Raw genomic sequence first — 21023 nt, 5'->3', positions numbered from 1 at the left:
CTGTTGCTAACTCATCCCGACCTGAAGCCTCCTGGCAATAACTGAATGTATTAAACTTTATTGGAGAGAACTTTTGCCATAAAAAAAGCTAGCACTGAAGAATTAAAATTGCTTCTTCAGTGCTAGCTTTGATTTTTCCAACTCATCCGTTCTTATTGACAAAGAGCTGATTTTTTTATTTATCTTTTGGAACGATATAGTTCATTAAATGTGTTTCATCAGCTGAGATTGTACGTGTCGAAACAACGTTTAATCCCTTCACGTTCATTTCAGAAATTAAGATGCTACCATCTTTAAAGACTTTTTCCACAAATGCGACATGACCATAAGTATTGTCTGCGCCTAAAACGCCAGCTGGGAAGGAAACCGCTGCGCCTGCTTTTGGTGTACGACTTACTTTGTACCCGCGTGCACGACCTGTTTCGCCCCAGTCTTGACCATTCCCCATTGTTAAGTCCACACGTTTACCTAATTGCGTAATACGGTTGTAGACATATTGTGTACAGTTGCCCCAAGCATAACTATTAAAGGTGTCATAGTTTTTGCCATTATAGGCTGGGAAATTTGATTCCATTGGTTCAACGGTTGCTTTTTCTTTATCATAATAAGTTAAATCGTATGTTTTAATTAACGCATTTAATTTCTTATGGTAATCTTTGTCCGTTGCGTATTTTCCTGTTAGGAAACGTGTCGCTTCTTTGTATGATTTGGCTTCCGTTTTCCAGACACCATGATAGAAATCTTTATTGGAATCTAAACCATTTTTCAATAATTTCGCATAATCTTCCATTGATTCTTTATACGTTGGATATTGACGGAATTTTGCTTCTACTGTGTATAGGTTACCGAAACCATTGTCTTCATAGGTAATAAAAGAAACAGATTGACCTTTGTAATCGCCTTTAATACCAAACAAATTGTAGTTTGGTTTCTGGCTTAATTTACTATTGCCGCTGCCACTTTCTAAAATTGCTTGAGCAATCATCACACTAGCATATAAGTTTTTGTCCTTGGCCACTTTCCGAGCAGATTCACCGATTTCTTGAATAAACTCTTCTGTCTTCTTCGTTTTGCTGACCGTAAACGTCTCATCGTCTTCCACTAACCCAACCGTTTCATTTGTAACTGGTGGGACTATTTCGGGCTGCTGTGTTGACGCTGCTGGTTGTTCTACTGGCTTTTCAGCTGGCGCTGTTGGTGTCACTGGTTTCGCCGGCTGTTTTGATTCAGAAGTACTCGTGCCAGGTTTTGGCTGTTCTTTAGAAGAACTTGGTGTGGTCGTTGGCGTGGTACTTGATTCAGTTGTACTTGTTGACGTAGAATCTGTGGTTGACTCTGTTGTACTCGTCGAGGTGGAGTCAGTAGTCGATTCTGTCGTACTTGTGGATGTAGAATCCGTTGTGGAATCTGTCGTTTCGGTTCCTGACGTTTCCGTGGACTCCGTGGTTGCAGATTCACTTGATTCGGTTGAACTTTCTGTTTCAGTTGTTGTTTCTTCTGTCGCTTCTGTTGTTTCACTAGTCGCTGTCGTTTCAGTGGCTTCAGCAGTTGTTGCTTCTGCGGTTGTTTCTGCAACAGAACTATTTTCAGCTACCAAGTTATTACCTTCTGCAAATGCACCTACTGGCATTGATGAACCTAAAAGTAATAAGGTAGAGAACAGGGCAAATTGTTTTTTCATACTCATTCTCCTTTTTTATTTTTCTCCATTTATTTTTATGTACCAACATAATAATTGACATAGTTATTGTTTAAATGGCTCCTTTTTTAATAGTATACTGTTTCATAAAAAATTTCTAGCAAAAAGTTAAAAAAATAGAAGAAAATTCACAAATTCTTCTATCTTTTTTTGGTAATTTTCTAAGAAAAAAAAGAAAGGGCTTGAACAAACATCAATGTCCTCTCTTTTTCTCGTTATCCTTCAAACAAAATACTTTTTTTTCGAAGTGCCTCTTTGATTTCTTGGAAAGTTTCTTCGTCTGCACAGCGAATAGTATGCAGATGGACGCCTCCTGTTAAAACTGATAGTAATGTAGCATGCTCTTTTTGATACTTGTCCATAAATTTATCAATATCTTTCTCTGATTGAATGCGCAAACTGCCGATTAATTCCCCATAAAGCGGATGTGCAATACTCACATCTACCACTTCTCCACCTTTGGCAACAATGACTGACAATTCTTCTCTCGTTTGTTCAGGTGTATGTTGACAAGCAATTTTCCGTTCAATTCCTTCTAAAGGTTGTTCCAACATATACCCTCGAGCTGTTGCGACAATTTCGACCCCTGTCGCCCGTAATAGAGCGACATCTCCTACAATAATTTGTCTGCTGACATCAAAAGCTTTTGCAAAACGAGTGGCACTAATTGGCTTTTCGGTCTCTCTTAATCTTTTAACAATCTCTCTTCTTCTGATTTCTCCATCCACGACCTTCGCCTCACTCTCCTAAATGTTTTTCTTGGAAACGTTTAGAGGCGTCCATAATTCCCTGGAAAGTCTCAGATAATGTTTCTTCATACTCGGCATTTTCAACATGATTCAGAATAGTTTCTAATACTTGTTGTTCTCTTTCAGAATCAAAAACCGCATGACCTGCTTTCTTTTTCACTGCAGCAATCTCTGCGACGACGTCCATCCGCTGTTCTAATAAACGGACCAGTTCCTTATCGATTTGGTTAATCTTTGCTCGTTGTTGTTCTAAAGAAGTTGTTGGGGCGTCATCTTCAGTCAATTCTTTAATTATCCGTGCTGGATTACCTGCGATCACACAGTTTTCTGGGAACGATTTAGTCACAACAGCACCTGCTGCCACCACTACATTATCGCCTAATGTTACGCCAGGAAGGACAATCGCTCCACCGCCAATCCAAACATTGTTGCCAATGATAATTCGTTTCCCTGATTCCATTCCGCTATTACGCTTGGCTGCTTGTAATGGATGCTCGGCTGTATAAAGTTGCACATTGGGTCCAAACATACAGTTATCGCCAATTTCGATTGGACAAACATCTAAAAAAACGTTATTAAAATTGGCATAGAAATTTTTTCCCACAGAAATGTTGTAGCCATAATCAAATTGAATCATCGGTTCGATGTACGTCCCGACACCCACTTTTCCAAATGTTTCTTCTATTAATTGACGACGAATATATGTGTCTGGTTGTTGGTTAATTAACGCCATTTGTTCACGGGCTTTTTTGCGATCAGCCACTAATTCAGGATCTGAGGCAAAATATAGTGCACCTGCGATCATTTTTTCTTTTTCTGATTTAAATTCTTCCATTCCGTTACTCCTTTATCGTTAATTCTGCAAATATCGTTTCGGCTTTCGCTTCTAAAAAATAATAAGGTTGTTGTAAAAATAGCGGCGTTTGATTAATAGCTAAAATAGCTGCCGTTGGTTGTTTATAATGAATCAAATCGCAAAATGGATGCACTTGAAAACTCGTGCCGACAATCACGATTAAGTCGGCAGAAACAACGGCCTGAATGGCTTTTTCAATTGCCTCTTCGGATAGTCCTTCTTCATACAAAGTAATAGCTGGACGGATTTGTCCACGACAATCAGCGTGCCGATCACTAAGCAAATAGTCTTGCCAAGGAACCGTTGTACCACAAGTTTGGCAATAACATTCATATAAATTACCATGAAAGTCCACCACTTCTTGGCTACCTGCTTTTCGATGAAGCCCATCAATATTTTGTGAAACAATTTTTCCCCGTTTCATTTGCTCTAATTGGGCCATTTTCTGGTGAATGATATTAGGTTGTGCGTCTGGATGATAGAGCGTTTTAACGAATTGATAAAACTTTTCTGGCTCTGTTTTTAAGCAAGTCCGGCTCAATAAGTATTCCGGTTGCTGGATTCCTTGATAGACACCTTTTAAGGAACGATAATCTGGCACACCTGAGGCTGTCGAGATACCCGCACCTGTTAAAAATGTGATTTTTTGTTGGGTTGCCAACCAATGAATTGCCTCGGCTTGCGTGATATCTTGCATATCGATTCAGCTCCTAATCTTCTATATTATAACGTATTTTAACATTAGCACCAAAAGTTTTTCCACTTTTTGAAAACTTCTTACCTATATATTGATTTATCTTGAAAGAGTTTGTGACAAATTTCTCAACTCGTGGTAAAATATGCATGAGTAAAAGTGAGGTGAAACAACAATGGTCGCATTTATTATTTATTGGGCTGCAATTATTGCCTGCATCGCTTGGGGCGTTTTAAGCATTTGGTTCTCTGTTTTTTATCTTTCTCGTAAAGAAAACGGAAATCTTTGGGCTTTTGCGTTCTTCAACGTTATCGCTATTATCGCCTTAGCAATTGTTTTATTAGTTTACAAAACTTGGGATTTCGGTATCTTAACTTACTCAAGTCTAATTTATACAATTTTAGCTTCTTTAGGTGTATTGACTGTTCTTCAAGCTATTTTAGGTCGTGAACCAAAAGCTGTCAAAGCTTAAGTAAAAAGCAACTGTTCCTTTAGGAATGGTTGCTTTTTTCGTATTAGTTTCTATTTCGTAGGGAAAATGTTACGCTAATTTCATGGTGTTTGTGTCCTCTTGATAAATTCCTTTGCTGGAACATATTGACTTTCTTCTGGATTTATCCTAAAATTAATAACTGAATTTAATAACTGAATAGTGCCTCAAAAAAGAGGTAGAGGTCGCGGTTTTTATTACGCTTGTGGAGTGAGAGGACACTGGGAAGCAAGTTTAGGATCAATCGCCGAAATGCATAACGGAGCCTCTTCTGTTGTGTGTTGGGACGTAAGTTAAGAGCTTGCGGACTGTCTTAGTAGTGATGCTAAGTTGTGCTATGTTTCGTTGAGGAATTTTTTTCGACATTACCTAGCAACCTTACATCTGTTTGGTTGTTTTTTTTGTATTCAAAAATAGGTTGTGACAGAAGTATTCTCCTTTAAAAAGACAGAATCGCTTTTGCTCAGCTGATTATCAAAGCTTGTTGATTGAAAAAAGACAAAACGATCAATCAGACAAGAAATTTAAAGGAGAGAAAAAGATGAACAAAAAAGTTTTTTCATTCAGTCTACTACTTGTCACGCTATTTTCGTTACTTGGCATGACAACCAACGCTTCGGCGGAGGAAAATGGTGAATTTCGTGTCGGCATGGAAGCTGGCTACGCCCCTTTTAACTGGTCACAGAAAAATGACGCACATGGCGCAGTGCCTATTCAAGGCAACTCTTATGCAGGCGGCTATGATGTTCAAATTTCTAAAAAAATTGCCGATGGTTTAGGTCGTAAATTAGTAATCGTCCAAACCAAATGGGATGGCTTGGCGCCCGCCTTACAATCTGGAAAAATTGATGCCATTATCGCCGGAATGAGCCCAACCGCTGAACGAAAAAAAGAAATTGCTTTTACAAACCCTTATTATGAATCACAATTTGTCGTAATTGTTAAAAAAGATGGCAAATACGCTAATGCAAAAAGCTTGAAAGATTTAGCTGATGCTAAAATTACGGCTCAACTAAATACATTCCACTACGGATTAATTGATCAAATTCCAAATGTCAATAAACAGCAAGCAATGGATAACTTTTCAGCTATGCGAACAGCACTTGCTTCTGGCATGATTGATGGGTATGTTAGTGAACGCCCTGAAGGCATAACAGCAACTAGTGTCAATAAAGAATTAAAAATGTTAGAATTTCCAAAAGAAAATGGCTTTGATGCTAGCGCTGAAGACTCGCAAGTAGCAGTCGGCATGCGTAAAGGCGATCCAGATATTGAAAAAGTAAACAAAATTTTAGCAGGTATTTCTCAAGATGAACGGACAAAAATTATGGACCAAGCAATCAAGGATCAACCTGCAGCAACAGATAGTGATGAACAAAAAACAGGACTTATTAACGATTTCAAAAATATTTGGAATCAATATGGCGACATGTTTTTACGTGGTGCTGGTTTAACGCTATTTATCGCGTTAATTGGGACAGTTGTCGGAACAACCCTTGGTTTACTAATTGGTGTCTTCCGTACAATTCCAGATTCTGAAAACCCAGTCGCTCGTTTCTTCCAAAAATTAGGAAATTTAATTCTTTCTATTTATATTGAAGTTTTCCGTGGTACACCAATGATGGTTCAAGCAATGGTTATTTTCTATGGTTTAGCTCTAGCTTTTGGCATCTCTTTAGACCGAACAGTGGCCGCACTATTTATCGTTTCTGTGAATACTGGTGCCTATATGTCTGAAATTGTTCGCGGAGGTATTTTCGCAGTGGATAAAGGACAATTCGAGGCAGCACAAGCGATTGGGATGACCCATGGACAAACAATGCGTAAAGTCGTTATTCCCCAAGTATTACGTAATATTTTACCTGCAACAGGGAATGAATTTGTCATTAATATCAAAGATACAGCCGTGTTAAGTGTTATCGGTGTCGCAGATTTATTCTTCCAAGGGAATGCTGCTTCTGGCGCAAACTTCCAGTTCTTCCAAACCTTTACAATTGTCGGCATCATGTACTTGGTAATGACTTTTGTGATTACACGAATCTTACGTGTTGTGGAACGTAAAATGGATGGCCCTTCTGCTTACGTTAAAGTAGAAGAATTAACTGAAGAAGGAAAAGAAAGCTAGGAGGCAAACAGATGAGTGCAATTATTGAAATTGAACATTTACGAAAAAGCTTTGGCGAAAACGAAGTATTAAAAGATATCAATATGAACGTCAATAAAGGAGAAGTTGTCACCATTATCGGTTCTTCTGGTTCTGGTAAATCAACGTTATTACGTTGTATTAATTTGTTAGAAAAACCAACAGATGGCAAAATCATCTATAATGGTAAAAATGTTTTAGAACGTGGTTATAGTTTGCCCAAATATCGGACCCATTTAGGTATGGTTTTCCAATCATTCAATTTATTTAATAACATGAATGTCTTAGAAAACTGTACTTCTGGTCAGATGACTGTCCTAAAAAGAAACAAAGAAGAAGCCAAAAAAATTGCCTTAGAAAATTTAGAAAAAGTTGGCATGGCTCGTTTTATTGATGCCAAACCTGCTCAATTATCTGGTGGACAAAAGCAACGGGTAGCCATTGCTCGAGCATTATCAATGGATCCAGATGTTTTACTTTTCGATGAACCAACTTCTGCATTGGATCCTGAAATGGTTGGCGAAGTGCTAAAAACGATGAAAAATCTTGCCCATACAGGGCTAACAATGGTGATTGTAACACATGAAATGGAATTTGCGCGGGACGTATCCGATCGTGTTATTTTCATGGATAAAGGTGTCATTGCTGAAGAAGGGACCGCTGAAGATATTTTTGTCCATCCAAAAGAAGCTCGGACAAAAGAGTTCTTACATCGGATTTTAACGAAAAACTAGTAAAAAAGAGGCAGTCATTCTGGTTAGAGTGACTGCCTCTTTTGTTATTTTTTGTATTGACGAATCATTGGCGGTTCATAGGAATCAATAAATGCACCAATTTCTTCTAAGGAATCTGAAATGAAAATTTTAGCTCGATCCGCCGCTGTTGAGAAATTAGTTTCTACCATTTTATCAAAAAAAGCAGCTAATAAATCATAGTAACCATTCACGTTGTATAAAATACAAGGGTTCATATGTTCACCGACTCGGCCCCAAGAGATCACCTCGCTAATTTCTTCTAGCGTGCCGGGACCACCGGGTAAAGCTAAATACACATCTGCCAATTCAATCATCTTTTTCTTACGCGCATGCATATCACTGACTGTATGCATCTTTGTAATGCCATTATGTGCAATCTCTCGTTCCATTAAAAAAGTGGGCATGACACCAATTACCTCTCCACCTTCTGCTAAAAGCGTGTCAGCCACCGTACCCATTAGACCAACATTGCCACCGCCATAAACTAGATCATAGTGATTTTCTTTCATCCAAGCGGCTAACGCTACTGCAGCTTGCTGATAGATTGGCTCATTCCCCAGACTGGCGCCACAATATACTGCCATTTTTTTCACAAACATACCCTCCATTTAGATAGATTCTTTTTTACCATCTATCCTCTGGTAGCTATGGTAGCATATTTTGATTTTCTCGAAAAGGTGCAGCCATTTTTCTTTTCGTTTTAAAAGTATTTGAATTTTCAGACAATAAATGCTATAGTCTTTTTATATTTTAAAATTTCAGAAAAAGGAGCCCTATTATCTTGTCTACCTCACTCACTATTCGCTTAGTTGCCGAAGCAGATTGGCCCGCATTACATGCCTTGGATCAAATCATTTGGACAAAAAAGAATACCCCTGCCGAGATACAACCACTCTCGCTTGCGGCATATCAGGAAAAAATGAAAGATGAAACGATTTTTGTTGCCATCAGCGGACAACAACTCGCTGGATTTATTGAAGTCCATCCGCCCACTTCGTTAGCAGCTCATCAAAAGCAATGGTTACTAAGTATTGGCGTTTCGCCAGATTTCCAAGGACAAGGGATTGGTGGTTCTTTGTTGTCGTATGTCAAAGATATGGCCCAGATAAGCGGGATTCATAAGCTGAGTTTGCGAGTAATGGCTACCAATCAAGAAGCCATTCGATTCTATGAAAAACATGATTTTGTGCAGGAAGCACATTTTAAAGAAGAATTTTATATAAATGGACACTATTGTGATGATTATCAGTATGCTTATTTCATAGAAAAATAAGAAAACCAATGTTTTCTATAAAAACTGGTTGCTCTCTGTTTCTTCTTCTGTTATTTTAAATAATAAGACAATATTAAGGAGTGTGAATCTATGCAAAAAAAGTTAGTTTGGCGTGATTATCTATACGTTGGTTCAATGTTATTCGGTTTGTTTTTCGGTGCTGGAAATTTAATTTTCCCTGTACATATGGGACAAGAAGCGGGGGCTTCCGTCTTTTTAGCAAACTTGGGCTTCTTAGCTACTGGAATTGGCTTACCTTTTCTTGGTGTCATTGCTATGGGTGTTTCTAAAAGTTCAGGTGTTTTTGACTTAGCTTCTCGGATTAATCGTCGTTATGCTCTTATTTTTACCTTACTATTATATTTAACGATTGGTCCTTTCTTTGCTTTACCAAGGTTAGCAACTACTTCTTTTGAGATTGGTCTTGCACCATTTGTTCCTAAAGACTTGCAATGGCTGGTTCTTGCTGGCTTTTCCGCATTATTTTTCTTAGCCGTTTGGCTCTTCTCTAGAAAGCCAAGTAAAATCTTAGATTATGTGGGTAAATTTTTAAATCCGTTATTTTTAGCATTGCTAGGAATTTTGATTGTTTTAGCCTTTGTAAAACCATTAGGTCATGTGGCCAGTGCCGCTGTTGGTGAAAATTATATTTCAAGTCCTTTCTTTAAAGGATTTACAGAAGGTTATAATACGTTGGATGCTTTAGCTTCATTAGCTTTTGGGATTGTTGTCGTTTCCACTTTACGAAATATGGGCGTCGAAAAACCAGGAGATATCGCTAAAGGAATGATTAAATCAGGTGCTTTCAGTGTTGTATTGATGGGGATTATCTATACCTTACTTGCTTATATGGGAACAATGAGTATCGGGGCTTTTCCAATCAGTGAAAACGGCGGGATTGCCTTAGCCCAAATTGCTAATTACTATTTAGGCCTACCAGGGAGTATTTTACTGGCTTTTATCGTAGTTCTTGCTTGTTTAAAAACCGGTATCGGCTTAAGCACAGCCTTTTCTGAGACTTTTGAAGAAATGTTTCCGAAAGTTTCCTATCAAAAATTCTTGGCAATTGTTGTTATTTTACCAGCTATTTTTGCAAATGTCGGCTTAACCAACATCATTCAATTTGCCGTTCCAGTCTTGATGTTCCTTTATCCATTGGCGATTACTTTAATGCTTTTGGTAATCATCAGTCCTATTTTCAAACATCGACGGGAAGTCTATCAAGCAACGACCTATATCACATTGATTGCTGCTGTTTTAGATGCATTAAATAGCGCGCCTGCCTTTATCAAAGATACGGCGTTTGTAACAACGCTTTTAGAAAAAGCCGGCCAATACTTACCATTGTTCACTATTGGCATGGGCTGGGTCGTTCCAGCAACGGTTGCTTTTCTAATTAGTTGGGTTTGGGTCATGATTTCTAAAAAAGATCCTATTCTTGATTAATTCTTACCAAAACGACACTAGAAAAAATGCGGAAGCACATCTTTTCTAGTGTCGTTTTTATGTATATTCGTTGTACCAAACTCTTGACTATGGTAAATTGAAGTTACCAACAAGTACTGGAGGAAATTGCCCATGTTAGTTACAACAACCGAGAGAATTAGCGGTCAAGAATATGAAATTATTGGAGAAGTTTTCGGGTTAACCACACGTTCTAAAAATATGTTTAAAGATTTAGGTGCTGGACTAAAAAGCGTAGTTGGCGGTGAAATCAAAGGTTACACTGATATGCAACGAGAAGCACGCGACCAAGCAATCGAACGTTTAAAAGCAGAAGCCTCTAAATTAGGTGCAGATGCCGTTGTGATGATGCGTTTTGATTCTGGAACAATTGGCACAGACATGCAATCTGTCGTGGCTTACGGAACAGCTGTTAAATACATCTAAATTTTGCAACTAAAAAGACGCAGACCTTTTCTTGTAAGTGTAGTGACCCCAAAAAGTTAGACTTTTTATAGAGTGGATTTTTCCACTCTATTTTTATGCAGTTTTTTGATTGAATTGTCGAAATTCTACTGGGCTTTTCCAGTTAAGTTTTTCCTTGATTCGGTGATGATTGTAATAATAAATGTAGTTCTCAATTGCTTCTATCAATTCATTTTGACTTTGATAGATTTTTCCATAGTACACTTCTTGTTTTAGGATACTGAAGAAATTCTCCATGGGAGAATTATCTAAACAGGTTCCTTTTCGAGACATACTTTGAAAGATATTGTTGTCCTTTAATGTTTGTATATAGACATTCATTTGATAAGCCCAGCCTTGATCAGAGTGAAAGGTGCGCCGATAGGGACAATCATTTGTTTGAGAAATTGCTTCTTTCAGACCTTCCATAACTGTTTTACCATTTGGTTGAGTAGAAAGGCTATAGCTTAGAATTTCACTATTATACATATCCATAAATGGATCTAAGTATAGTTTTTTCTGACGAAAGATGCCTGCGTTATCTGCTTCAAAGTACTTAAATTCAGTTGTATCAGTTGTAATTTTTTGATGAGGAACAGAGGTTTTAAATCGGCGACGAATCAAATTTTTAGCGATTTTACCAACGATTCCTTTATAGGAATTATATTTTCTGGATTTCTTAGTAAAAGCTTTGACTTGTAACTTTAACTTTTGTATTAATCGCTGGACTTTCTTTTTATTCACTTGAAATCCACGTCGTTTCAATTCTTGGGTTATCCTTCTATAGCCATAATGTTGATGTTTTTTACGAATCGCTTGAATTTCTTCTTCAATGATTTGTGTTGAAGCTGTTCTGTCGAGGCGTTTTTGCCAGTACATGTAAGTAGATTTTGGAAACCTTAAGGTTTCCAAAATATCTTTTAATCGAAAGTGTCTTCGGAGACTGTGAATGATTCGTGCGATTCGTTCATTTTTTGTTCGTCCTCTAAACGCAGTCTCCTCAATTCTTTTAAATAGGCATTCTCAATTTTTAACATTCTATTTTCTTTTTCTAGTTTCTCTACTTGAAATCGTTCACTTGGTAGTGGTTGGGGTTCATTTCGTTTCTTTTTAGACATGGTAGGTGGACGTCCTTTCTGTTTAGAGAGTCCCTCTATACCAAACTTCTGATACGTTCTAAGCCAATTCGCAATCAATGATGGATTGTTCATTTTTAGAAGATTAGCTGCTTCTTGATAGGACAACTCTGTTGTTAAATATAACTCTATCGCATCTAGCTTAAATTGAACAGAGTAATTCTTATTTTTTCGACTGCGAAGTAGGCCTTCTTCACCAAGTTCTTTATAGGCATTTATCCATTTGCTTATTTGAGAACTATCTTTAAACCCATACTTCTTTGCGAGAAACCTTAGACCTCCTTGACCAGATAAGTAGTCATGAACAAGTTTAAGTTTAAATTCAAAACTGTATTTTGCCATACAAAAAAACCTCCAAAAGTTAGATTTCTAGGTCTAACTTTTTGGGGTCGGCTCATAAGGTCTACGTCTTTTTAGTTTTCATATTTCACTTCTGCTAAATACAATCCTTCTGGATGAGCAGTCGGACCTGCTAAATTTCGATCTTTGGCTGCGATAATTGCTGGAATCGCGGTTGGTTCCAGCCGCCCATTGCCGATTTTCAATAGCGTACCAACTAAAATCCGAATCATTTTGTACAAGAAACCATCGCCCCGAAAAGTGAATGTTAATTCATCCCCCGTTTCATTGACATGAACACTGGCTTCATGAATGGTTCGGACTTTATCTTCTACCGAACTTCCTGAGGCACAGAAAGAGGTAAAATCATGGGTGCCTAATAAATCAGGCAAAGCTTGTTGGATTTTTTCGAGATCAATGGGATACGGAAAATAACTAGCATAAAAACGTCGAAATGGACTTCGCGGTTTGCCAATATCCACTTTAAATTGATAGGTTTTTTCGATCACGTGATAACGTGCATGAAAGTCTTCTGAAACACGTTCCACGCTGCGCACAGCAATGTCTTCTGGTGTTTGTGTGTCTAACGCAAAGCGCATTTTTTCCAACGGACGTTCCTGCGGATAATCAAAGTGAATCACTTGGCCCATTGCATGAACACCTGCATCTGTTCGTCCTGAACCAAAAACCGTCACGGAGTGTCCGTTATTCATGCGTGCTAACGTTTTTTCTATTTCTTCTTGAACGGTACGCTCATTAGGCTGCTTTTGAAAGCCATGAAAATGAGTGCCATCATAGGCAATGATTGCTTTATAGCGGGGCATAATTTTTCTTCACCTTTTCTAAGTTCTTAATACAAATAAGCCAATGGTTAACAAGACAAAGCCAAACATTACTATTGTATCTCGTAGGTGCCAATGAAGAATGCGGTATTTTGTCCGTCCTTCGCCACCTTGATAACCTCTTGCTTCCATGGCAGTCGCTAAGTCTTCCGCACGATTAAAACTACTTACGAAAAGCGGAATCAAAAGTGGAACAATAGCTTTCATTTTTTGAAGTAAGTTTCCTTCACCAAAATCAACACCACGGGCACGTTGGGCATTCATAATCTTTTCCGTTTCATCCATTAATGTTGGGACAAAACGTAAGGCAATTGATAACATCAATGAAACTTCATGAACTGGAAATTTCACCACACGAAGTGGACGTAGCAAATATTCAATCGCATCTGATAACTCTAATGGTGCCGTCGTTAAAGTTAATAACGTTGACATGAAAATAATTAAAACAAAACGACAGAAAATAAATAGCCCATTCGTCACACCAAACTGGGTAATGGAAATAATTCCCCACTGAAAGTACACTTCGCCCCCTTGTGTAAACAAGGTTTGAAGAGCCACAGTAAACAGAATTAGCCATAATAATGGCCGAACACCGCGGATAAAGAAGCGGGCGCTGATTTTTGATAATGAAATAGCAAAAGCAGTAAAAGCTGCTATTAAAACATAACTCTGCCAATTATTTGCTAAAAAGATAATTCCAATAAAATAAAAACTAGCTAATAATTTTGCACGCGGATCTAAACGATGGATAAAAGAATCACCTGGAATATAACGCCCAAAAATCAATTTATTCATCATTTTGCCTCACCTGCTTCCTGCATTTTTTTCAGAAGCTGATCGGCTAATTGATCGGCCGTTAATGGTAATTGCTCAAAAGAAAAGCCTTTTGCCACTAATTTTTCAGCAAATTCGGCTGCAGTTGGCACGCCTAATTGTTTTTCTTTCAGCCATTGTGTCTCTTGAAAAACTTCTTGTGGTGCTCCCGCTCGGACGATTTGTCCTTTTTCTAAAACAATCACATGATCTGCGTAATTAGCCACGTCATCCATCAAATGTGTCACTAAAACGATGGTCATATTATGTTCCTTATGCAGACGACTAAACATCTCCATCATTTCTTTACGACCCTTAGGATCCAAACCAGCAGTCGGTTCGTCTAATACTAAGACTTCTGGTTCCATCGCTAGCACACCAGCAATTGCGACACGGCGCATTTGACCACCTGATAACTCAAACGGAGAATGTTGTAAGTATTTTTCATCTAAGCCGACTAAATCAAGCATTTTCTTAGCTAATTTTTTCGCTTCTTCGTCTGAAACACCAAAGTTTTTCGGTCCGAAAGCGATATCTCGCTCCACTGTTTCTTCAAACAATTGTGCTTCTGGAAATTGAAAAACGATCCCAACTTTTTTACGAATTGGTTTTAAATTCTTATTATCAGTTTCTGGCGTAATTACACGCTCTCCAATTGTCACTTGGCCTTTAGTTGGTTTCACCAAAGCATTTAAATGTTGTAATAACGTTGATTTGCCACTGCCAGTATGTCCGACAATCGCTGTATAAGAGCCGTCTTGAATCGTTAAATTAATATCGAATAATGCCCGTTGCTCAAAAGGAGTATTGGGTTGGTAAGTAAAATCTACTTGTTTAAAACGGATGTCCATAACCAATCCACCATCCCTTCTTCTGTTAAATAATTCGTTGGCACAACAACGCCACGCTCTTTCAAAGCTACTTTTAATTTTTCAGGAAACGGTAAATCCAAGCCCATTTCAACAAGCGCTTCTCCTGCAGAAAAAATCTTTTCTGGTGTTCCCTCGTTTGTCAATTGTCCTTGGCGCATCACTAAAATACGATTCGCATTAGCCGCTTCATCAATATCGTGGGTAATAGAAATAACTGTTAAATTGCTTTCTTCTTTAATCTTTTGAATGGTAGCAATTACTTCTGCACGACCTTCTGGATCTAACATACTTGTCGCTTCGTCTAAAATAATAATATCTGGTCGCAAAGCAACCACACCAGCGATAGCTACTCGTTGTTTTTGGCCGCCAGATAGCCGAGCAGGTTCTCGCTTGGCAAAATCTAACATACGAACCCGTTCTAATGCATCGTGAACACGTTCGACCATTTCATCACGCGGAATACCTTGATTTTCTAAACCAAAAGCCACATCGTCTTCGACTGTTGAACCGACAAATTGGTTATCTGGATTCTGAAAGACCATTCCTACCATACGCCGGATATCCCAGACGTTTGCTTCATTTAATTCTTTGCCGCCAACTTTGATAGTCCCAGCAGCTGGCAGTAACAGCCCATTGATCGTTTTGGCTAACGTTGATTTACCAGAACCATTATGGCCAATAATAGCGACCCATTCGCCTTGTTGAATGGAAAAAGACACATCTTTTAAAGCGGGAGAAGCATCTTCTGGTTGATAATTAAATTGGATATTATTTAGTTCAATGATTGGTTGCATCGCGTACTCCCTCAATCTATTTATTCTTTCTAACACTACCAAAAAAGTAGCGTTTTTTCAATCATCTGTTCTGATTCTTCACACTATTTTTTATTATACCAAAAGAACGGTCATTATGGGAGCTCTTATCTGTCTTGACAGGTCTTTTTTTCATAAAAATAACTTCTTGTTCTCATAAAACAAGAAGTTACTGATTTTCTTTTAAAAATGTGTCTTCAAATATTCAAACGCATATTGGGCATATAACTCAGCACCCATTGCCATCGCATCTTCATCAATATTAAAACGACCATGGTGATGTGCCCATTCCGTATCTTTCTCTGGATTACCACTTCCCACTAAGGCAAAACAACCAGAAGCATGTTCAGTATAATAACTGAAGTCTTCACCACCGGTTGTCGGCTCTTCTTGTCTTAAGGCCGCTTCACCAAAATTTTCCTTAATTAGTGTTTGGGCAAACAAGGCATCTTGCTCATCATTAATCACTGGCAACGTTCCATATTGATAATCTAACGAAGCCGTCCCACCGTAGATAGCGGCTGTTTGTTCCGCATAGCGTTGCAGCGCCTGTTCTACTCGATTACGCGTTGCTACACTAAAGCAACGAACCGTTCCTTCTAAACGTGCATTCTCAGCAATCACATTAAAACGGGTCCCCACATCCATCCGTCCAATCGTGACAACTACTGGATCTAAAGGATCTGTCTCCCGAGAAACAATCGTTTGCAGATTCATCACGAAAGAAGAAGCTATGACTGCCGCATCAATACAAGCGTTTGGCATGGCACCATGGCCACCACGTCCTTTAAAATCAACAGAAAAAATATCTGCGGATGCGAAACTTGAGCCCACTCGACACGAAGCGGTTCCTACAGGCATTTGTGACCAGATATGTAAGCCAAATACATCATCAACACCGGTCATTGCGCCTTGCGCAACCATTGCTTTAGCACCTTGCGCATTTTCTTCAGATGGTTGAAAAATTAACCTTACTGTTCCCTGAAGTTCTTCTTGGATTTCTTTTAATACTTTAGCTGCTGTTACTAACATCGCGGTATGGGAATCATGCCCACATGCATGCATCTTGCCAGCTTCTAAAGATTTATAAGCTAAATCTTCATTTAATTCCTGTACAGGTAAGGCATCCATATCCGCCCGCAGCGCAACCACTCGGCCTGGTTTGCCGCCCACAATTTCAGCAATTAAACCCGTCGGTTCTGTTTTGCGATAAGTAATTCCTAATTGATCAAGAACTGCCGCGACTTTTTCTGTCGTTCGAAATTCTTCAAATTGTAATTCTGGATGTTGGTGTAAATCCCGTCGAAAAGCAATCATTTCTTGTGCATGCTGCTTGACTAGTGCTTTGATTTTTTTCATACTTACGCCCCGTTTCTACAAACTTAATAAAATACTTGAAAAAATACCCGCTAAAATAACCGAAACAATGGTGACTGTTACGAAACCTGCCACTAACATCGGTGGCATTAAATGGCTCGTTAAAGCCGCCTGTTCTTGTTCATCTTCTGTCAATGATTGAATCACTTCATTAGTAATAATATAATCGGCTGGAAAGCCATATAAAGCTGTCAACGAAACAGCGAATGCCAGCTCTTTACTCACACCTAATACACGACCAACAATTGCTGAAAAGATGTACATCCCGATAACACCAATCACAATAATCCCAATCATTGGTAAAAATAAATCCATCAACATTTCAGGTGTGGCTTGTTTTAAGCCATCAAAGACAAAAAGCATTAACCCTAAAATCGCAAAACCAAAGCTATTTGCTTTCTGCAATGGTTGCTTTTCTAAAAAGCCTAAAGACGTTGCAATCACGCCAAAACATAAACACAGCACAAAAGGACTAATCGTCACAAACGGTGCCGTCCACACAGAAACATAATAAGCGAGTGTGGCAACTAAGGCTAAACGTAAAATTCGTGAATAATCTGTATGATATCGTTTGGGTACTTTTTCAAATAGTTTAGGCACATCTGGTTCTGCTCCTGTTACTTGCCCCTCTTGTTCATGAACCGGCTGCCATGTCCCTGCTCGATATTCTTGAAGCTTCCGCTTTCCTTCTTTTTTTAGAACAATTGAAGTTAAGGGATAACCAGCAAACCCTTGAATGACATAAATTAAAATTGCCAAAACTGAAAGTGAGGCTAAACCAGCTGATTGAGCCGCTTCTGACATTACTAATGAAGAAACTAAACCTCCTACTAACGGCGGGATTGCAACTAAAACTGTTTTTAAGTCAAAAACAAAAGTCCCTACAGCTAATAACAAGGCAATAATGCCCAGAATACCTGACAAAGCAATCACAATCGTTTTCCATTGATTAACCAATTCTTTAATAGAGAGCAGAGTGCCCATATTAGTAATCAACAGATACATTAATAAAGTGGCAACCACTGTAGGAATCCCTGCCACTTCCACAATATTTTGTGGAAAAATAGTCCAATAACCAAGAATAAATAAAACACCACAAACAAAAACAGATGGAATCCAAGCTTTTGTTTTGATAGAAACTACATCACCAATGTATAAAATAACCATCAGCAACGAAAAAGCAAACATTTGCGACATATAATTCCCCCTTCTACTAACTCAGATGTTTAATTATCTGAAAATTCCAATTAATAATCAGTATAACAAACCGGAAAAGCTTCTGCAATGCTTTTAAGAAACAAAAAAGCTTTGAGAAAACAGCGTTTTCCCAAAGCAAAAAAAAATCACCTTTATATGATGAGTGCTCCCCTGCTAAAGCCATCTTTAGCAGGGAAAGCAGAGCTAGACTCGGAGTCGCCTCCAACATCATAACACTCTAAAAGAAACATCTATAAAGTGATCGGTTTATTAATTATTTAACAAATTCGATAACTACCATTGGTGCTGCATCGCCGCGTCTTGGTTCTGTCTTCAAGATACGAGTGTAACCACCTTGGCGTTCCGCGAAACGAGGTCCTAAATCGTTAAATAGCTTTTGTAAAGCTGATTCAACAACGATAGACTCATCTTCTTCACGAACACTAGCAACTTCATTACGAACGAAAGTAGCTGCTTGACGACGTGCATGAAGATCTCCACGTTTACCTAAAGTAATCATTTTTTCTACAGTTGAACGTACTTCTTTCGCACGAGCTTCAGTAGTTACGATGCGTTCGTTGATGATTAAATCAGTTGTAATATCACGTAGCATAGCTTTACGTTGGCTTGATGTGCGTCCTAATTTACGGTAACTCACGTTGGGTTCCCTCCTTCGTTTCTGTTCTCACGAGCCACTGCTGTTAAGCAGGACTGGAAACTTCGTAAAAGTCTTAATCGTCCTTACGTAATCCTAATCCTAGATCATGCAATTTAAGTTTTACTTCTTCAAGAGATTTACGACCTAAATTACGTACTTTGATCATTTCTGGTTCAGATTTGTTTGTAAGTTCTTGTACAGTATTAATGCCTGCACGTTTTAAACAGTTATATGAACGAACTGATAAATCAAGTTCTTCAATCGTCATTTCTAGCATTTTCTCTTTTTGAGTTTCTTCTTTTTCCACCATGATTTCAGCGTTTTTCGCTTCGTCAGTAAGGTTTACAAAGATATCTAAATGCTCAGTCATGATTTTCGCAGCTAAACTTAGTGCTTCTTGAGGAATGATTGAACCATCTGTCCATATTTCCATTGTTAATTTGTCGAAATCATCACGACGACCAACACGTGTATTTTCTACTTGGTAGTTAACACGACGAACGGGTGTGTAGATGGAATCAACTGGAAGTACACCGATTGGCATATCTTCTTTTTTGTTTTCGTCTGCTTGAACATAGCCACGACCAGGTTTCACTGTTAAGCGAGCATGGAAAGTAGCTCCTTCAGCAACACTACAGATAACTAAATCTTTATTTAGGATCTCAACATCACTGTCCACGATAATATCGCCGGCAGTCACGGTAGCGGGTCCTGTAATATCGATCTCAAGGGTTTTCTCTTCTTCAGCATATAATTTCAATGCTAAGCCTTTAATATTCAAAATAATTTGTGTTACGTCTTCTCGTACACCTGGAATGGTTGAGAATTCGTGTAAAACACCATCGATTTGAATATTCGTAATTGCAGCTCCTGGTAAAGAAGACAATAAAATACGACGTAGAGAGTTACCTAAAGTAGTTCCGTAACCGCGTTCTAATGGTTCAACGACGAACTTACCATAATCTCTATTTTCATCAATTTTTTCGATTCTTGGTTTTTCAAATTCAATCATTCTTATCTATACCCCTTTCAAAACGAAAAGTGTCTTGTTCAATGACGTTCCTAATTCAAACTCAGAATGAGTGGCGCTCATTAAACACGACGGCGTTTTGGAGGGCGGCATCCATTATGAGGAACTGGAGTCACGTCACGAATTGCAGTCACTTCTAAACCTGTTGCTTGTAATGAACGAATTGCTGCTTCACGTCCAGAACCAGGTCCTTTAACTGTTACGTCTACAGTTTTAAGTCCATGTTCCATTGCCACTTTAGTTGCGGCTTCTGCAGCCATTTGAGCGGCAAAAGGAGTTGATTTTTTGCTTCCTTTAAAGCCTAATGATCCTGCTGATGACCATGCTAATGCATTACCATGTGTATCAGTAATCATTACGATTGTATTGTTGAATGTAGAATGGATATGTGCTACACCTGATTCTATATTCTTTTTGACACGGCGTTTACGACTAACTTTTTTTGCTGCCATGAAGTTCTAACCTCCTTCACTTAGGAATTATTTTTTCTTGCCTGCTACTGTTTTAGTAGGGCCTTTACGAGTACGTGCATTATTTTTCGTGTTTTGTCCACGAGTTGGTAATCCACGACGGTGACGGATTCCACGGTATGAACCGATTTCCATCAAGCGTTTGATGTTTAAGTTCACTTCACGACGAAGATCCCCTTCAACTTTTAACTTATCAATTTCCGCACGAATCGCATCTGTTTGTTCGTTTGTTAAATCACGTACACGAACATCTTCAGATACGCCAACGTTTGCTAAAACTTTTTTAGCTGTAGTGTTACCAATACCATAAATGTAAGTAAGAGAAACTACTACACGTTTGTCACGAGGGATGTCTACTCCTGCAATACGAGCCATTATTCGTTACACCTCCTAATTATCCTTGACGTTGTTTATGTTTTGGATTTGCTGGGCAAATAACCATAACACGTCCTTTACGGCGAATTACTTTACAATGTTCACACATTGGTTTTACTGATGGTCTTACTTTCATGATAATACCTCCTGTGGTTTTACGGAGTACAATTATTTAAAGCGATAAGTAATACGGCCACGCGTTAAATCATACGGTGATAATTCAACTGTTACTTTGTCACCAGGTAAGATACGGATGTAGTGCATACGGATTTTACCTGAAACAGTAGCAAGAACTTGGTGTCCATTTTCTAGTTCGACTTTAAACATTGCATTCGGCAAAGTTTCGACGACTGTACCTTCGACTTCAATCATATCTTCTTTTGCCACGCACAGTACCTCCTTGTACTTGTTTCGCGTTTTCACACGATAAAACGGCGGAAACTCCAGCTCCCACCTAGAAATTCTCAACTAACTTCGTTATTCATTTTGATGTCACAAAACTGTAGAAGTCGGACTGATATATTCTACCATATTT

The 21023-nt window shown here is 38.5% G+C and carries 24 protein-coding genes, 1 pseudogene and 1 riboswitch; of the genes and pseudogenes, 6 read left to right on the top strand and 19 right to left on the bottom strand.

Annotation, left to right across the window (positions count from 1 at the left end; all coding sequences use genetic code 11):
* Positions 1-175: 175 nt before the first annotated feature.
* The 4 genes from IGM04_RS00970 to IGM04_RS00955 form a co-directional block, all read right to left on the bottom strand.
* Positions 176-1687, bottom strand: coding sequence for a glucosaminidase domain-containing protein (locus tag IGM04_RS00970; RefSeq protein WP_086317587.1), 1512 nt, complete (start codon positions 1685-1687; stop codon positions 176-178).
* Positions 1688-1914: 227 nt separating this feature from the next.
* Entirely contained in the window at positions 1915-2427 is a 513-nt protein-coding gene (locus IGM04_RS00965; RefSeq protein ID WP_002356248.1) for a transcription repressor NadR, read from the bottom strand.
* Between the two features lie 10 nt (positions 2428-2437).
* A complete protein-coding gene (locus tag IGM04_RS00960; protein ID WP_002363448.1) occupies positions 2438-3283 on the bottom strand; it encodes a chorismate mutase in 846 nt (281 codons plus the stop codon).
* 4 nt (positions 3284-3287) lie between these two features.
* Positions 3288-4001 carry an NAD-dependent protein deacylase gene (locus IGM04_RS00955; RefSeq protein WP_086317586.1) on the bottom strand — a complete coding sequence of 238 codons (714 nt, stop codon included), beginning with the start codon at positions 3999-4001 and terminating at the stop codon, positions 3288-3290.
* 172 nt (positions 4002-4173) lie between these two features.
* Here IGM04_RS00955 and IGM04_RS00950 point away from each other — a divergent pair, with 172 nt between their 5' ends.
* From IGM04_RS00950 to IGM04_RS00940, 3 genes are all read left to right on the top strand, one after another.
* The gene (locus tag IGM04_RS00950; RefSeq protein WP_002356244.1) at positions 4174-4470 is read left to right on the top strand and encodes a hypothetical protein; all 297 of its coding nucleotides are present in this window, start codon (positions 4174-4176) and stop codon (positions 4468-4470) included.
* 189 nt (positions 4471-4659) lie between these two features.
* Positions 4660-4834: riboswitch (Lysine riboswitch) on the top strand.
* A gap of 195 nt (positions 4835-5029) precedes the next feature.
* Entirely contained in the window at positions 5030-6613 is a 1584-nt protein-coding gene (locus tag IGM04_RS00945; RefSeq protein WP_002381368.1) for an ABC transporter substrate-binding protein/permease, read from the top strand.
* Positions 6614-6624: 11 nt separating this feature from the next.
* On the top strand, positions 6625-7365 hold the full coding sequence (locus IGM04_RS00940) for an amino acid ABC transporter ATP-binding protein (protein WP_002356242.1): 741 nt from the start codon (positions 6625-6627) through the stop codon (positions 7363-7365).
* Positions 7366-7409: 44 nt separating this feature from the next.
* Here IGM04_RS00940 and IGM04_RS00935 read toward each other — a convergent pair whose 3' ends face one another.
* The gene (locus IGM04_RS00935) at positions 7410-7994 is read right to left on the bottom strand and encodes a TIGR00730 family Rossman fold protein (RefSeq protein ID WP_179189085.1); all 585 of its coding nucleotides are present in this window, start codon (positions 7992-7994) and stop codon (positions 7410-7412) included.
* Between the two features lie 173 nt (positions 7995-8167).
* On the opposite strand from IGM04_RS00935, the gene IGM04_RS00930 reads away from it, so the two are divergent.
* The 3 genes from IGM04_RS00930 (at position 8168) to IGM04_RS00920 (ending at position 10549) form a co-directional block, all read left to right on the top strand.
* The gene (locus IGM04_RS00930) at positions 8168-8659 is read left to right on the top strand and encodes a GNAT family N-acetyltransferase (protein WP_002391263.1); all 492 of its coding nucleotides are present in this window, start codon (positions 8168-8170) and stop codon (positions 8657-8659) included.
* A gap of 90 nt (positions 8660-8749) precedes the next feature.
* The gene (gene brnQ, locus IGM04_RS00925; protein ID WP_002361550.1) at positions 8750-10105 is read left to right on the top strand and encodes a branched-chain amino acid transport system II carrier protein; all 1356 of its coding nucleotides are present in this window, start codon (positions 8750-8752) and stop codon (positions 10103-10105) included.
* Between the two features lie 132 nt (positions 10106-10237).
* On the top strand, positions 10238-10549 hold the full coding sequence (locus tag IGM04_RS00920; RefSeq protein WP_002381365.1) for a heavy metal-binding domain-containing protein: 312 nt from the start codon (positions 10238-10240) through the stop codon (positions 10547-10549).
* A 93-nt stretch (positions 10550-10642) separates the two neighbouring features.
* Here IGM04_RS00920 and IGM04_RS00915 read toward each other — a convergent pair.
* From IGM04_RS00915 to infA, 14 genes and pseudogenes are all read right to left on the bottom strand, one after another.
* Positions 10643-12045 (bottom strand): annotated as a pseudogene (locus IGM04_RS00915) (IS3 family transposase).
* A gap of 71 nt (positions 12046-12116) precedes the next feature.
* Positions 12117-12866: a tRNA pseudouridine(38-40) synthase TruA gene (truA, locus tag IGM04_RS00910; protein ID WP_002356237.1), complete on the bottom strand. Its 750-nt coding sequence runs from the start codon at positions 12864-12866 to the stop codon at positions 12117-12119.
* Positions 12867-12884: 18 nt separating this feature from the next.
* A complete protein-coding gene (locus IGM04_RS00905) occupies positions 12885-13682 on the bottom strand; it encodes an energy-coupling factor transporter transmembrane component T family protein (RefSeq protein WP_002373841.1) in 798 nt (265 codons plus the stop codon).
* Positions 13679-14548: an energy-coupling factor ABC transporter ATP-binding protein gene (locus IGM04_RS00900; RefSeq protein WP_002381364.1), complete on the bottom strand. Its 870-nt coding sequence runs from the start codon at positions 14546-14548 to the stop codon at positions 13679-13681. Before IGM04_RS00900 ends, IGM04_RS00905 begins: the two co-directional genes overlap by 4 nt.
* Positions 14524-15363 carry an energy-coupling factor ABC transporter ATP-binding protein gene (locus IGM04_RS00895; RefSeq protein ID WP_002359354.1) on the bottom strand — a complete coding sequence of 280 codons (840 nt, stop codon included), beginning with the start codon at positions 15361-15363 and terminating at the stop codon, positions 14524-14526. The genes IGM04_RS00900 and IGM04_RS00895 overlap by 25 nt, the downstream gene beginning before the upstream one ends.
* 201 nt (positions 15364-15564) lie before the next feature.
* Positions 15565-16740 carry a M20 family metallopeptidase gene (locus IGM04_RS00890; RefSeq protein WP_002359353.1) on the bottom strand — a complete coding sequence of 392 codons (1176 nt, stop codon included), beginning with the start codon at positions 16738-16740 and terminating at the stop codon, positions 15565-15567.
* 15 nt (positions 16741-16755) lie between these two features.
* Entirely contained in the window at positions 16756-17955 is a 1200-nt protein-coding gene (locus IGM04_RS00885) for a hypothetical protein (protein ID WP_086317583.1), read from the bottom strand.
* 16 nt (positions 17956-17971) lie between these two features.
* Complete coding sequence (locus IGM04_RS00880; protein ID WP_002387511.1) at positions 17972-18184, bottom strand: hypothetical protein; 213 nt, start codon at positions 18182-18184, stop codon at positions 17972-17974.
* Between the two features lie 45 nt (positions 18185-18229).
* Complete coding sequence (rplQ, locus tag IGM04_RS00875) at positions 18230-18613, bottom strand: 50S ribosomal protein L17 (protein ID WP_002356228.1); 384 nt, start codon at positions 18611-18613, stop codon at positions 18230-18232.
* 73 nt (positions 18614-18686) lie between these two features.
* Positions 18687-19625, bottom strand: a complete 939-nt coding sequence (locus IGM04_RS00870; protein WP_002356227.1) for a DNA-directed RNA polymerase subunit alpha — start codon at positions 19623-19625, stop codon at positions 18687-18689.
* An 80-nt stretch (positions 19626-19705) separates the two neighbouring features.
* Complete coding sequence (gene rpsK, locus IGM04_RS00865) at positions 19706-20095, bottom strand: 30S ribosomal protein S11 (protein ID WP_002356226.1); 390 nt, start codon at positions 20093-20095, stop codon at positions 19706-19708.
* A gap of 27 nt (positions 20096-20122) precedes the next feature.
* Positions 20123-20488 carry a 30S ribosomal protein S13 gene (gene rpsM, locus IGM04_RS00860; protein ID WP_002356225.1) on the bottom strand — a complete coding sequence of 122 codons (366 nt, stop codon included), beginning with the start codon at positions 20486-20488 and terminating at the stop codon, positions 20123-20125.
* A gap of 19 nt (positions 20489-20507) precedes the next feature.
* Positions 20508-20624: a 50S ribosomal protein L36 gene (gene rpmJ, locus IGM04_RS00855; protein ID WP_002288710.1), complete on the bottom strand. Its 117-nt coding sequence runs from the start codon at positions 20622-20624 to the stop codon at positions 20508-20510.
* 32 nt (positions 20625-20656) lie between these two features.
* Positions 20657-20875 carry a translation initiation factor IF-1 gene (infA, locus tag IGM04_RS00850; RefSeq protein ID WP_002356224.1) on the bottom strand — a complete coding sequence of 73 codons (219 nt, stop codon included), beginning with the start codon at positions 20873-20875 and terminating at the stop codon, positions 20657-20659.
* Positions 20876-21023 lie beyond the last annotated feature (148 nt).

Source organism: Enterococcus sp. DIV2385 (assembly GCF_051711925.1).
GTDB lineage: Bacteria > Bacillota > Bacilli > Lactobacillales > Enterococcaceae > Enterococcus > Enterococcus faecalis.
This window is presented reverse-complemented; position numbering and strand designations above follow the sequence as displayed.